The organism is Rhodobacter sp. P1_C2, from assembly GCF_056406375.1.
The window spans coordinates 205,770-218,943 of sequence record NZ_JBFUAG010000002.1 but is presented as its reverse complement, the minus strand read 5'-3'; the positions used below and the strand labels follow the sequence as shown (position 1 = coordinate 218,943).

General features: G+C 66.6%; 11 protein-coding genes. 8 read left to right on the top strand and 3 right to left on the bottom strand.

The genetic code is table 11. The annotated features are described in order from the left end of the window. Nucleotides 1-82 precede the first annotated feature (82 nt). Both AC1DZT_RS03795 and miaA read right to left on the bottom strand, forming a co-directional pair. The gene (locus AC1DZT_RS03795; protein WP_478005267.1) at nt 83-880 is read right to left on the bottom strand and encodes a helix-turn-helix domain-containing protein; all 798 of its coding nucleotides are present in this window, start codon (nt 878-880) and stop codon (nt 83-85) included. A gap of 116 nt (nt 881-996) precedes the next feature. Next, entirely contained in the window at nt 997-1,860 is an 864-nt protein-coding gene (miaA, locus tag AC1DZT_RS03790) for a tRNA (adenosine(37)-N6)-dimethylallyltransferase MiaA (RefSeq protein ID WP_478005266.1), read from the bottom strand. A gap of 141 nt (nt 1,861-2,001) precedes the next feature. On the opposite strand from miaA, the gene pyrH reads away from it, so the two are divergent. Next, nucleotides 2,002-2,730, top strand: a complete 729-nt coding sequence (gene pyrH / locus AC1DZT_RS03785; RefSeq protein ID WP_478005265.1) for a UMP kinase — start codon at nt 2,002-2,004, stop codon at nt 2,728-2,730. Between the two features lie 62 nt (nt 2,731-2,792). On the opposite strand, the gene AC1DZT_RS03780 is transcribed toward pyrH, so the two are convergent. Next, nucleotides 2,793-4,352, bottom strand: coding sequence for a calcium-binding protein (locus AC1DZT_RS03780; RefSeq protein ID WP_478005264.1), 1,560 nt, complete (start codon nt 4,350-4,352; stop codon nt 2,793-2,795). A gap of 582 nt (nt 4,353-4,934) precedes the next feature. Here AC1DZT_RS03780 and frr point away from each other — a divergent pair. The 7 genes from frr (at nt 4,935) to AC1DZT_RS03745 (ending at nt 13,139) form a co-directional block, all read left to right on the top strand. Continuing rightward, nucleotides 4,935-5,501, top strand: coding sequence for a ribosome recycling factor (frr, locus tag AC1DZT_RS03775; protein WP_478005263.1), 567 nt, complete (start codon nt 4,935-4,937; stop codon nt 5,499-5,501). A gap of 142 nt (nt 5,502-5,643) precedes the next feature. Continuing rightward, nucleotides 5,644-6,321: a polyprenyl diphosphate synthase gene (gene uppS / locus AC1DZT_RS03770; RefSeq protein WP_478005508.1), complete on the top strand. Its 678-nt coding sequence runs from the start codon at nt 5,644-5,646 to the stop codon at nt 6,319-6,321. Next, the gene (locus AC1DZT_RS03765) at nt 6,318-7,166 is read left to right on the top strand and encodes a phosphatidate cytidylyltransferase (RefSeq protein WP_478005262.1); all 849 of its coding nucleotides are present in this window, start codon (nt 6,318-6,320) and stop codon (nt 7,164-7,166) included. The genes uppS and AC1DZT_RS03765 overlap by 4 nt, the downstream gene beginning before the upstream one ends. Nucleotides 7,167-7,174: 8 nt before the next feature. Next, a complete protein-coding gene (dxr, locus tag AC1DZT_RS03760) occupies nt 7,175-8,359 on the top strand; it encodes a 1-deoxy-D-xylulose-5-phosphate reductoisomerase (protein WP_478005261.1) in 1,185 nt (394 codons plus the stop codon). A 13-nt stretch (nt 8,360-8,372) separates the two neighbouring features. Continuing rightward, nucleotides 8,373-9,713, top strand: coding sequence for an RIP metalloprotease RseP (gene rseP, locus AC1DZT_RS03755; RefSeq protein ID WP_478005260.1), 1,341 nt, complete (start codon nt 8,373-8,375; stop codon nt 9,711-9,713). A gap of 178 nt (nt 9,714-9,891) precedes the next feature. Next, nucleotides 9,892-12,369: an outer membrane protein assembly factor BamA gene (gene bamA / locus AC1DZT_RS03750; RefSeq protein WP_478005259.1), complete on the top strand. Its 2,478-nt coding sequence runs from the start codon at nt 9,892-9,894 to the stop codon at nt 12,367-12,369. Then, complete coding sequence (locus AC1DZT_RS03745; protein ID WP_478005258.1) at nt 12,369-13,139, top strand: OmpH/Skp family outer membrane protein; 771 nt, start codon at nt 12,369-12,371, stop codon at nt 13,137-13,139. The genes bamA and AC1DZT_RS03745 overlap by 1 nt, the downstream gene beginning before the upstream one ends. Nucleotides 13,140-13,174: the final 35 nt, after the last annotated feature.

Below are 13,174 nucleotides of genomic sequence, written 5' to 3'. Positions count from 1 at the left end.
GGATCGCGGACCGCCCCGCCGGGGCCTTCCGCGCTATTCCGTTAGAACGGAGGATGTTCCGCCGGGGGCCGGTGCGAATCGGCTAAAGGCTGCGCCGGAAGGCGGTGGGCGAGTTTCCGGTGCGGTGCTGGAAGGCGCGGGTGAAATAGGCGGCCGAGGCAAAGCCGAGGCTGGCGCCGATCCGGTTGATCGGCAGCGCGGTCTCGGCCAGGAGCTTGCGCGCCTCGAAGATCCGGCGGTCCTGCAACAGATCGATCGCCGAACGCCCGCAGGTCTGGCGGCAGCAGCGGGTCAGATGGGTCGCGGTGACGCCAAGCTCCGCCGCCATCTCGCCCACCCCGGCGCCCGAGCGGAAGCCCTTCTCCATCACCTCGGTGAAGCGGGCGACGAGCTTGCGCGCGGCATCGGGCTTGGGCGCCTCGGCGCTGGCCTTGGCGGCCTGACGCTCGATCCAGACGCCGAGCAGCCCCAGATGGGCGAGGGCGGCGCGTTCATGGCCCACGGTATCGGCGTCGAGCTCGCGCTGGATGCAGTCGAGCGTGACGTTCAGCTCTTGCTGGGCATGGACCTCGCGGATGCGCAGGTGCAACGGCTCCTTCGGCAGGGAGACGCCGGTGTCGCGCCCGAAAAAGACTGCGGTGCCAAAGACTTGCGGGCCGACCTCAAAGCCGTGCATGACGCCTGCGGGGATGAAGATGCCGTTGTGGGCGGTATAGCCGCGGGTCTGGCCGGCCAGGGTGATCCGGCCCTGACCCTTGGTGAACCACAAGAAGCACGGCTCGGACAGGGCGCGCATCGCCTCGACCCGCCAGCGGCCACCGGCGGCCAGGCGCGGGATGGCCACCAGACGAAAGGGCGAAGGAGGGGAAGCCAGGGTCATTGCGTCTCGCCATCTGATGAGGGCTCACAGATAACGCGGGCTCGTGCCGTCCCCAAGCGAAAAATGCCGGCCCGGGGACAAGAGGCTGCAACCTTGGGCAGAATGCCACAGGTCGCTCAGCCCGGCACCACCTCCTGCCAGTCGGCCATGCGGCTGCGGAACCAGCTGCGCTGGCGCTTGGCATATTGCCGGCTGGCGAGGATGGCTGCGGCGCGCGCCGCCTCCAGCGTCGTCTGGCCCTGCAGATGGGCCACAAGTTCCGGCGCGCCGATCGCCCGGGCCCAGGGGCGGGCGGGCTGCCAATGGGGCAGGGCGGCGCGGGCCTCGTCCAGGGCGCCCTCCTCCAACATCACGGAAAACCGCTGCGCGATGCGGGTATCGAGCCAGGGCACGCTCGGCCGCATCACGATCGCCTCGACCGCGGGCAAGGGCAGAAGCGGTGCCGCCCCCGCCGCCTGCCAGTCGGCAAGGCCGCGCCCGGTGGCGCGCAGCACCTCCCAGGCGCGCTGCACCCGGACCGGGTTGCGCAAATCGGTCCGCGCCGCCGTCGCCGCATCCAGCCCCGCCCGCATCAGATCGACCTGGCCGGACAGCCGCAAGGCATCCGCCTCGGCCCGCACCGCGGCCGGGATCTGCGGCACATCGGCCAGCCCCTCGGTCAGGGCGGCAAAGTACAGCCCGGTGCCGCCGACGATCACCACCGGACGCTCCGCCACGAGGCCCGCGACCTCGCGCAGCCAGATCCCCACCGAATAATCCTGATCGCGCCCGACATGGCCATAAAGCCTGTGCGGCAGCGCCGCCTCCTCCGCCACCGAGGGCCGCGCCGTCAGCACCCGCCAGCAGTCATAGACCTGCAAGGCATCGGCATTGACGATCACCCGCCCGTCGCGCGCCGCAAGCTCCATCGCCAGCGCCGACTTGCCGCTGGCCGTCGGCCCCGCGATCAAGACCGGCCTTTCGCGGGAAATCTCTTTCATTTTGGTCTAAATATCCCGGGGGTCCGGGGGCTGGCCCCCGGCTCCCCCTTTCCACAGGTTGAACCTTCCGGCGTTTTGCCGCATTTTGGCGCCCAAGCCAACCACGGCCAAAAAGCACGCGCGCACGACATAGGAACAGCCATGACCGAAACCGACCACAAGATCACCTATTCCCGCGTCATGCTGAAGATCTCGGGCGAGGCGCTGATGGGCGATCTCGGCTTCGGCCTCCACCCGCCGACCGTGCAGCGCATCGCCCAGGAGGTGAAATCGGTGCATGATCTCGGGGTCGAGATCTGCATGGTGATCGGTGGCGGCAATATCTTCCGCGGCCTGCAGGGCAGCGCGCAGGGGATGGAGCGCACCACCGCCGACTATATGGGCATGCTCGCCACCGTGATGAACGCCCTTGCCATGCAAGCAGCGCTCGAATCGCTCGGCGTCTTCACCCGCGTCATCTCGGCCATCCCGATGGACCAGGTCTGCGAGCCCTATATCCGCCGCCGCGCCGTCCGCCACCTCGAGAAGAAGCGCGTGGTGATCTTTGCCGCAGGCACCGGCAACCCCTATTTCACCACCGACACCGCAGCGACGCTGCGCGCCAACGAGATGGCCTGCGAGGCGATCTTCAAGGGCACCAAGGTCGATGGCGTCTATGACAAGGACCCCAAGAAACACGCGGATGCGAAACGGTATGAGACGGTCAGCTACGACGAGGTGCTGCAAAAGCACCTCGGCGTGATGGACGCCTCGGCCATCGCGCTGGCCCGCGACAACGACCTGCCGATCATCGTCTTCTCGCTGGACGAGCCCGGCGGTTTCAAGGGCATCCTCTCGGGCCAGGGCACCTATACCCGCGTCCACGGCTAGGACGCGCCCGTGGGGGGCGCATCCTTCGCCGGTTGTCCGTGTCGGGCGCCAGAAGTCGGGCGTCAGAACAGGTCGAAATTCGCCGCGGTCAGGTTGCTGACGTTGTTGAGCACGGCGATGGAGATGGCAGCGGCGCCGCCGGTTCCGTCCTTGTCCCAGGACAGAAGATGGGTCGTCGGGTTGAAGATGAAGGTCTCGACTGCCTGGGTCGCTGCCGCCCCGATGACCAGATGCAGGGTCGTCGAGCCGCCCCAGTCCGTGGTGTTCAGGGACAGGACATCGCGGTTCGTGCCCACGCCGGCGTGGAAATCTGTCACCACATCATGGCCGCCGATTTCACTGAAATTGCGCCAGATGAAAATGTCCCTGCCGCCGCCGCCGGTCAGCGTGTCGTCGCCGCCGCGGCCGCGCAGGTCTTCGTCGCGGGTCGAGCCGATGATGCGGTCATTCAGGTTGCTTCCCGAAATACCCTCGATCGAGAAGGCGGATTCGGTATTGCCGAAACCGTCGTCGATGATCTGGCCGCTGGCTTTCGACAGGTTGACCGAGATGCCGTGCTGCGAGCTGTCGCCGAAGGTCCAGCCGAAATTCACATAGTCAAAGCCGCCCTTGCCGTAATAGACGTCCTTGCCCTCGCCACCGGCAAAGTAATCATCCTTGCCCGAGCCGGTGAAACTGTCCCGGTAGATCGTGCCGGCCACGTTGAAGATATTGACCGTGTGATCCAGATTGCCAAAGCCGTCGCGGATCGTCCCGAGGATGTCTGTGCCCGAGGTGCTGGTCTGCAGATTGACCACGATGCCGCGATTGCCGCCAAGCCAGGTGTCCTCGTAATAGACCGCAAAATCGCCGCCCGTGCCGCCGATGATCTTGTCGGCCCCCCGCAGGCCCGCGAAATCCATCGCGGCCGCGCCGCCCTTGAAGACATCCCGTGTGGCCGAGCCGAAGATCTCTTCGAGACCGGTGAAATGGTCGGTATAGCCATAGGGGTCGAGGACCGTGCCTGCCGTCATGTCCACGGTGATGCCGCGCACCATCGGGATGCCCTCGTTCCATTGGGTCTCTTCATAGCTCAGCCGATCCCAGCCATCGCCGCCATTGATCGTGTCGTCGCCGAGACCGCCGTTGACCACGTCATCCCCGGCCCCCATGTTGAAGACATCGTTGCCGGCATCGACCCCCACCATGCCGCGCCGGTCGTTGCCCTCGGTGCCGATATAGGTGTCGTTGCCTGACAACAGCTGCGACCAGGCATTCTTCTGCTGCCCGGTGGAGCCGCCGCCGCCCGGGTCGGTCCAGCCGAACTGATAGGCCGCAAGCAGTGACAGATCGCTGGCAAGGCTGTTGGCCGCGATGCCGCTGACCGACAGCACCAGATGCCCGCCCGCATCCCGGATCGCGAAGTCCGACATGGTCCCGTCGATCGGCGTCGTGCCGTCATAGGCAAAGCCCTTCCCCGTCGCCGTCAGGCTGTATCCGGCAAAGAGCGTTCCGGCATTGAAGGTAAAGGCAAAGGAGGTCGCAGTCTTGGTGCCGATGGTGACCCCGTCCGAAGCGGTCATCAGATCGCCGGGCCAGTGATCGAGATTGGAATAGAGGTCTGTCAGTGTCACGATTGCCATGTTTTCCCCCACGTTGAGTTCGGTTTTTGCTGAATGTGATGATGGTCCTGTTTCTGAAAGGCGAACGGGGCGGAGGATAACAGAGGGCGCCCTAAGCTCCGCACGCAATTCGATGGGATGCCCGGCGGCGCCACCGTTTTAACGCTGGCTTGACGGTAGCAGCGCGGGCTTGCAATCAGGGGGTGTATTTGCCTCTGGCGAGTGATCCAATTTACGGCAATCGGGCGAAAGGCCGGGCCGGTTCGCGCTAAAAATGCCGCGCCTTTGCCGCTCCATACTTTGCGGGCGGTCAGGAAAGGTCCAAATCGGCCGCCAGCAGGCTTGATAAGCGGTTGAGGATCGCAGGCGGGATGGCGGTCTCGGCGCCGGTAAAGGGTCGGATATTTACCGAGATGCCGCGGATGATCGGTAAATTGGCGTCACGTGGCGCGGGGGTGTAAGTCGGGGTGCGGCCGCCTGCCGCGCCCGCGCGTGGGGAGCGCCTCGGCGGGGTCATGGGCTTTCTGCCCCTGTACGCCCCCGCTTGGATGCTGTTATAGAGCCTCAAGACCCCGTCAGCGGGGCAATTGAGATGAGGTTCCCATGGCGCAAGACGATCTTGAGATTGACACCGACGGCCTGCAGCGCCGCATGGACGGGGCGCTCAACGCGCTCAAGAACGAATTTGCCTCGCTGCGCACCGGGCGCGCTTCGGCCAATATGCTCGACCCGATCCAGGTCGATGCCTATGGCCAGATGACGCCGATCAACCAGCTGGGCACGATCAACGTCCCCGAGCCGCGGATGGTGGTGATCAATGTCTGGGACAAGGGCATGATCAACAAGGTGGAAAAGGCGATCCGCGAAAGCGGGCTTGGCATCAACCCGATCTCGGACGGGCCGCTGATCCGCCTGCCGATCCCCGAGTTGAACGAACAGCGCCGGCGCGAGCTGACCAAGGTCGCCGCCCAATATGCCGAAAGTGCGAAGGTCGCGATCCGCAACGTGCGCCGCGACGGCATGGACCAGATCAAGAAGGCCAAGGCCGCCGGCATGGGCGAGGACGATCAGAAGATGTGGTCCGAGGAAGTGCAGGAGATGACCGACAAGGCGATCCTTCAGGTCGACCGCTCGCTGGAGTCCAAGCAGCTCGAGATCATGCAGGTCTAGCCCTTTGACGGCAGACCATACAGCGAAGGTGGGGAGGCATCCGGTGGGCGCAGGCGACAAAGGCAAGGCAGCAGAGCCGCGCGCATCCCGGAGCGGGTCGGGCGGCGCCCCGGCCCAGGTTGCCGAACATGTCGCCATCATCATGGATGGCAATGGCCGCTGGGCGACCCAGAAGGGCTGGCCCCGGCTCGTCGGCCACAGGAAGGGCGCCGAGCGGGTCAAGGAAATCGTCCGCTGCGCCCCCGACCTTGGCATCAAGTGGCTGACCATCTACGCCTTTTCGACCGAGAACTGGAAACGCTCGACCGAGGAAGTCCTTGGCCTCATGTCGATCTTCGCCAGGTATATCGAGCGTGAAGCCGACCGGCTGGCCGCCGAAAGCGTCCGGATGCGCTTCATCGGCGACCGCTCGCGGCTGGACCCGCGGCTGCAGCGCCTGATGGCCGGGATCGAGGCGCGCACCGCGCCCTATTCGCGCCTGAACCTGACCGTGGCCATCAACTACGGCGGCAGGGACGAGCTGACCCGCGCCATCCGCGCCATCACCGTCGATGTGGCCGAGGGGCGCCTTTCGCCAGATGCGGTGACGGATCAACTGATCTCGCAGCGGCTCGACACCGCCGATCTGCCCGATCCCGATCTTGTCATCCGCACGAGCGGCGAGACGCGGACCTCGAACTTCCTGCCCTGGCAGGCGGCCTATGCCGAATATGAATTCACCCGGACACTCTGGCCCGATTTCACCCCGGCGGAGCTGGCGCAGATCGTGGCAAGGTTCGGCGACCGCGACCGGCGCTTCGGCGGGGTGGTGCGGGCATGAGGCGCGACGGGCCGTCAGAGGCGTCGCGCGCCGGACATGGCAGCGGAAGGGGCGGTCGCTGGGGCGATCTGGGGGTCAGGGTGGTGTCGGGGCTGATCCTGGCCGGGCTTGGCGCGCTGTCGGTCCTCGTCGGTGGCAGCTTTTTCCTCGGCATGACCGTCCTCATCTTCGCGGTGATGGGCTGGGAACTGGCGGCGCTGACCGATCATCCCAAGGGGCAGGAGGGCGGCCATCCGGTGCAGCGACTGGTCATCGGCTGCCTCGCCGGGCTTGGCCTTGCGCTGGCGCAATGGGGCGGGATCTTCTGTGCGGGGCTGTTGCTGGCCCCCTTGGCGCTGGTCCTGACCGAGCGCCGCGACAAGGCGCTGCTCGCCGTCTATGCGCTGGTGATGCTGCTGGCCGCCACCGTCTTCGTGGCGCTGGATCTGCGCGGCGGGATCATCGTGGTCTGGCTGGTCTGCGTCGTGGTCGCCTCGGATGTCTTTGGCTATTTCGCCGGCCGGCTGATCGGTGGGCCGAAGTTCTGGCCGGCGATCAGCCCGAAGAAGACCTGGGCCGGCACCATCGCGGGCTGGATCGGCGCGGCCTGCCTTGGCGCGGGCTTTGCGCTGTGGACCGGCGGCGGCTGGTCGCTGGTGCTGATCTCGCCCCTCGTGGCCTTTGCCGGCCAGATGGGCGACATCGTCGAAAGCCTGATCAAGCGCCGGGCCGGGGTCAAGGATGCCTCCAACCTGATCCCGGGGCATGGTGGCGTTCTGGACCGCTTCGACGCGCTGATCGGCGCGATGCTGGCGGTGGGCTTCCTTGAATTCTTCGTGCGCCTGCCGCTGGGGCTGGCGGGGTGAGCGCTTCCGTGACCAGACGGCGGATTTCCATTCTCGGGGCCACGGGCTCGATCGGCCAAAGCACCTATGACCTCTTGGCCCGGACCGAGGCCGCGCCTTTCGAGGTCGTGGCCCTGACCGGCGGGCGCAATGTGGCGCGGCTGGCCGAGATGGCCCGCGCCCTGCAGGCCGAGGTGGCGGTGGTGGCCGAAGAGGCGCTGCTGGGCGATCTGCGCGCGGCGCTGGCGGGCAGCGGCATCGAAGCCGCCGCCGGGGCCGGGGCGATTGCCGAGGCGGCGGCGCGGCCCGCCGATTGGGTCATGTCGGCCATCGTGGGGGCGGCGGGCCTCGCACCGGGCCTTGCGGCGCTGCAGACCGGCGCCACGCTGGCGCTGGCCAACAAGGAAAGCCTCGTGACGGCGGGGCCCCTGATGCTTGCCACCGCGGCCGCGCATGGCGCGCGCATCCTGCCGGTCGACAGCGAACATTCGGCGGTCTTCCAGGCGCTGGCGGGCGAGGACATGGCCACGGTGGAGCGGATCATCCTGACCGCCTCGGGCGGCGCCTTGCGCGACTGGCCGCTGGAGCGGCTGGCGGCGGCGCGGTTGCAGGATACCCTTGCGCATCCGAATTGGGTCATGGGGCAAAGGATCACGATCGACAGCGCCTCGATGTTCAACAAGGCCTTGGAAGTCATTGAGGCGCGGGAGTTTTTCGGCGTTCGCCCCGATCAGATCGAGGTGGTGATCCACCCTGAATCGATCATCCATTCCGCGGTGGGCTATTGCGACGGCGCGGTGATGGCGCATCTGGGCGCGCCCGACATGCGCCATGCCATCGGCTATGCGCTGAACTGGCCGCAGCGCAGCCCGCTGCCGGTGGCGCGGCTGGATTTCGCGGCTCTTGGCCGGTTGACCTTCCGCGCGCCCGACCTTGCCCGCTATCCCGCACTGCGGCTGGCGCAGGAGGTGATGGCCGCGGGCGGGCTCGCCGGCTGCGTCTTCAACGCGGCCAAGGAAGTGGCGCTGGATCAGTTCATCGCCGGGCAGATCGGCTTTCTGGACATGTCGCACCTTGTCGAAGCCACGCTTACGCGGGTTTCAGCCGAAAGTGGCATGACAAAGCCTGCGACGCGCCTTGACGAAGTGCTGGCAATGGACCAACTCGCAAGACGTGCTGCGCGCGACCTCGCGCCCCGGCACGCAAGGACATAGGGCAGGGGCCATCTTGAATCTCGCGGAACTCGCATCGAATCTCGGGGGCACGGCCTGGACGCTGGTGTCCTTCCTGATCGCCATCGCCATCATCGTCACGGTGCATGAATATGGCCATTACATCATCGGCCGCCTGACCGGCATCAAGGCCGAGATCTTCTCGCTGGGCTTTGGCAAGGTTCTGTGGTCTCGCACCGACCGGCACGGCACGCGCTGGCAGTTGGCCGCATTGCCCCTGGGCGGGTTCGTCAAGTTCCTTGGCGACAGCGACAGCGCCTCGCGCCCCGATCAGGGGCTGATGGAAGGCCTGACCCCGGAGGAGAAGCGCCACACGATGCATGGCGCGCCGCTCTGGGCGCGGTCGGCCACCGTGGTGGCGGGGCCGATGGCCAATTTCATCCTCGCCTTCGTGATCTTTGCCGGGGTGATCCTGTGGCGCGGCGTGGCGGTGGACCAGCCGATGATCGGCGCGCTCAAGACCGTGCCCTTCGACGGGGCGAGCCTGCAGACCGGCGATCTGATCACCGCGATGAACGGCCAGCAAACGCCGGATCTGGGCACCTTCTTCACGGTGGCCGACACGCTGACCGATGCCAAGACGGTGACCTATCAGGTGGTCCGCGCCGGGCAGAACCTGACGCTGGAAGGTCCGAACCCCTTGCCGCCCATCGCCGAAAGCGTGCTGCCGCAGGGGGCGGCGCTCGATGCCGGCATCCAGCCGGGCGATGTGATCCTCAAGGCCGCGGGGCAGGAGGTCGCAAGCTTCAGCCAGCTGCCCAAGATCGTCGAGGCGACCGCGGGCCAGCCCATCGCCCTGACTCTGTGGCGCGCGGGCAAGACCTTCGACGTCTCTCTCTCGCCGCGCCGCCGCGACCTGCCGGCGCCCGATGGCGGATTCGAGACGCGCTGGATGATCGGCGTCTCGGGCGGGGTGCTGTTCGACCCGGTGACGCGCCAGCCTGGCCTCGGCGAGGCGGCCTCGATCGCCTGGACGCAAGGCTGGTACATGGCCAAGACCACGCTGTCGGGCCTTGGCGCCATCGTCGCGGGCAAGATCAGCAGCTGCAACGTCTCGAGCCCCATCGGCATGGCCAAGGTGGTGGGGGCTGCGGCGCGGTCGGGGCTGGAAAGTTTCCTTGAGACGCTGGCGCTGGTCAGCCTGTCGATCGGGCTTCTGAACCTCTTCCCGATTCCCGTGCTGGACGGCGGCCATCTGGTCTTTCACATCTACGAGGCCGCCACCGGCCATCCGCCCAGCGAAAGGGTGTTGCAGGTGCTGATGACCCTCGGTCTGGGGCTTCTGGCGGCGGTGATGGTCTTTGCCGTCTCCAACGATCTGTTCCGCTGCGGGTGACTTCGGCTTGCGCCGCCGCGCCGCCGGACTTATCCACAGGAAACGGGCGAAAGCCGCCGAGCCTCGCTTCCCATCGAAGAGGGCGCTTTTGACAAGGGCCGGACAAGAAGCTAGTCAGGTTCTATTGGCGAAATGGATTTGGCCTGCCAGGGCCGGTGATTGACGTGGGGCGCGAGACGTGAGCAAAAAAAGCATGGGCAAGGGCGCTGGACTGTCGCGCAGGGGGATGCGTCTGGGGGCAGGGGGGCTGGTGCTGGCCGCCGGTGTCTCGCTGACGGGCGCCGGTCTTTTCGGCCCGCAGAACCTGTTCGCCCAGACCGCCGATGGCAGCGCGCCCGAAGCCTTCTCGCTTGGAATCACCGAAGCGCCGCCGGAAAAGCGGGTGGCGCCGGTGCCGCAGGGCTTTGTCGTCAACGCCGTCACGGTGCAGGGCAATGCCCATGTCGATACCGCCACGGTGATCGCCTATCTTGCGCTGTCCAAGGGCCAGCGCGCCACGGCCGCGGATCTGAACGACGCTTACCAGCGGCTGTTCGGGTCGGGCCTCTTCGCCCGGGTCGAGATGGTGCCCAAGGGCTCCACCCTGCTGGTCAAGGTCGTCGAGAATCCGACGATCGGCGTGGTGGATTTCCAGGGCAATGCCCGGATCAAGGATGAAACCCTGACCGGGGCGATCAAATCCAAGTCGCATGGCGTCTATTCGCCCGCCCAGGCCGAGGCCGATGCGGCGATGATCACCGACATCTACCGCATCCAGGGCCGGATGGCGGCGACGATCACCCCGCGCATCATCCGCCGCGCCGACAATTCCGTCGATCTGGTCTTCGAGATCGCCGAGGGCAAGGTGGCCGAGATCGCCCGCCTCAGCTTTGTCGGCAACAAGGCCTTTTCGGATTACCGCCTGCGCCAGGTTCTGGAAAGCAAGCAGGCCGGCATCCTGCACCTTCTGATCCAGAAGGACACCTACAACTCCGACCGGCTGGAGGTCGACAAGAAGCTGCTGTCAGACTTCTACCTGTCGCGCGGCTTCCTTGACTTCAAGATCCTCGACGCCGGGGCCACCTATGCGCGCGACCGCAATGCCACCTTCCTGACCTTCACCATCTCGGAAGGCCAGAGCTTCAAGATCGGCAATGTCACGACCGTCTCGGAAGTGCCCGGCATCGACCCGGCCGATTTCGACAAGCAGCGCCGCCTGCGCCCCGGGGTGACCTACAGCCCGACGATCATTCAAAGCAATGTCGACATCATGGAATCGCTGGCGCTGAAGAAGGGCCTGAATTTCGTGACGGTCGAGCCGCGGATGAAGCGCAACGACCGCGACGGCACGGTCGATGTGACCTTCGCCATCGTCAAGGGCCAGCGCGAATTCGTCGAGCGGATCGACATCGAGGGCAATACCACGACGCTCGACTCGGTGGTCCGCCGCCAGTTCCGCACCGTCGAGGGCGACCCGATGAACCCGCACGAGATTGCCCAGGCGGCCGAGCGCATCCGCGCGCTTGGCTTCTTCTCGGATGTCTCGGTCACCCAGGAACCGGGCAGCGCGCCGGATGAGGGCGTGGTCAAGGTTGCCGTCACCGAACAGCCGACCGGCTCGATCACCCTCGGCGCGAGCTATGGCGTGCAGGCCGGTTTCGGCATCGCGGTCGGCTTCTCGGAATCGAACTTCCTCGGCCGTGGCCAGGGGCTGACGGTCAATGTGCAGACCGGCGTCGACAATGTGGACAGTCAGATTTCGTTCAGCGAACCGGCCTTCCTGGGCCGTGACCTGCTGTTCTCGACCACGGCGATCTATGCCACGACCGATCACCAGAACAACGCCTTCTACGACACCAAGACGATGAGCCTCTCGCCCAGCCTGACCTTCCCCTTGGGAGAGATCGGCAAGCTGCAGCTGAGCTATGCGCTGGGTCGCAAGATCCTGTCGAATGTCGATGGTCCGGTGGTGGACGATCCGACCACGACCGAGGATGAAACCTCGAACGGCTCTTCCGCCATCCTGCAGCGCGAGCAGGGCGGCGAGACCTTCTCCTCGGTGGGCTATACCTATACCTGGGACGACCGCAATTCCCCGCTGCACCCGAACAACGGCACGCTGCTGCAGTTCGGCCAGGATTTCGCGGGCATCGGCGGGACGGCGAAATATGTCAACACCTCGATCCGGGCGGTGAAGGAAACCAAGATCGCCCATGACGCGGTGACGCTGCGGGCCTCCTTCGAGGGCGGGGCGCTGACCGCTTTCGGCGGCTATACCACCCGGGTGACCGACCGCTTCTTCGGGGCCGACAAGATCCGCGGTTTCGAGGCGAACGGCCTTGGGCCGCGCGACCTGACCGCCACGAACCAGGACGCTCTGGGCGGCAATTTCTACGCCGTGGCGCACCTCGAAAGCGAATTCCCGCTGGGTCTGCCGGATGAATACAACATGTCGGGCGGCTCTTTCCTCGACGTTGGGTCGGTCTGGGGTCTGAAGGACCGGGCGGGCACCGCGGGTCCGGTGGACGATTCGGCGCATCTGCGCGCCGTCCTCGGCCTGTCGCTGTTCTGGAAGACGCCGATCGGTCCGCTGCGCTTCGACTTCACCCATGCGCTGAAGAAGGAAAGCTACGACAAGGAGCAGACCTTCAACTTCAACATCTCGACCAAGTTCTGATGCAGGGCGGCCCCGGCCAGCGGCTTGTGCCGCCCGGCGCCGCCGTCCTTGCGGCGTCGCGCCGGCTGGTTCTGGCCCTTTTGTGCAGCGCCGCTCTGGCGGGGGCGGCGCTTGTCGGCGCGGGCGCGCCCGCCGCGGCGCAGTCGCTTGGCACCACGCCGCAGATCCTGACGCTGGATCAGGACCGGCTTTATACGGATTCGCTCTTCGGCAAGGCGATGGAGGCGCGGGCCCTGGCCGCGAGCCGGGTTCTGGCCGCCGAGAACCGCCAGATCGAGGCGGATCTCGCCGCCGAAGAGGCCGATCTGACCAAGAAGCGCGCCACCATGCCGGCGGCAAGCTTCCAGACCCTCGCCGATGCCTTTGATGCCAAGGTCGAAAAGCTGCGTGCCGACCAGGCCGCCAAGGCCGATGCCCTGAAGGCTGAGCGCGATGCCGGCCGCAAGACCTTCTTCCAGGCCGCCGTGCCGGTGCTGGGCGACCTCATGCACGACATCGGCGCGCTGGCGATCCTGAACCATGACGCGGTGGTCCTGTCCTTCGATTCGATCGACGTGACCGACCGCGCGATCAAGGCGCTGGACGAGAAGCTGGGCGATGGCAGCAACGTGCCGCAAGGGCCGCGCCTGCCCGGGCCGGTGCAGCCCGCGCCCACCCAACCCGCGCCCACCCAGCCTGCACCAACCCAGCCCGCGCCCGACCAGCCTGCGCCTGATCAACCCGCACCCACCCCCACTGCACCGCAGGATGCCGTGCCCCCCGCGCCCTGACCTGACCCCAAGCCGGGCCAGCGCGGCCGGCTTCT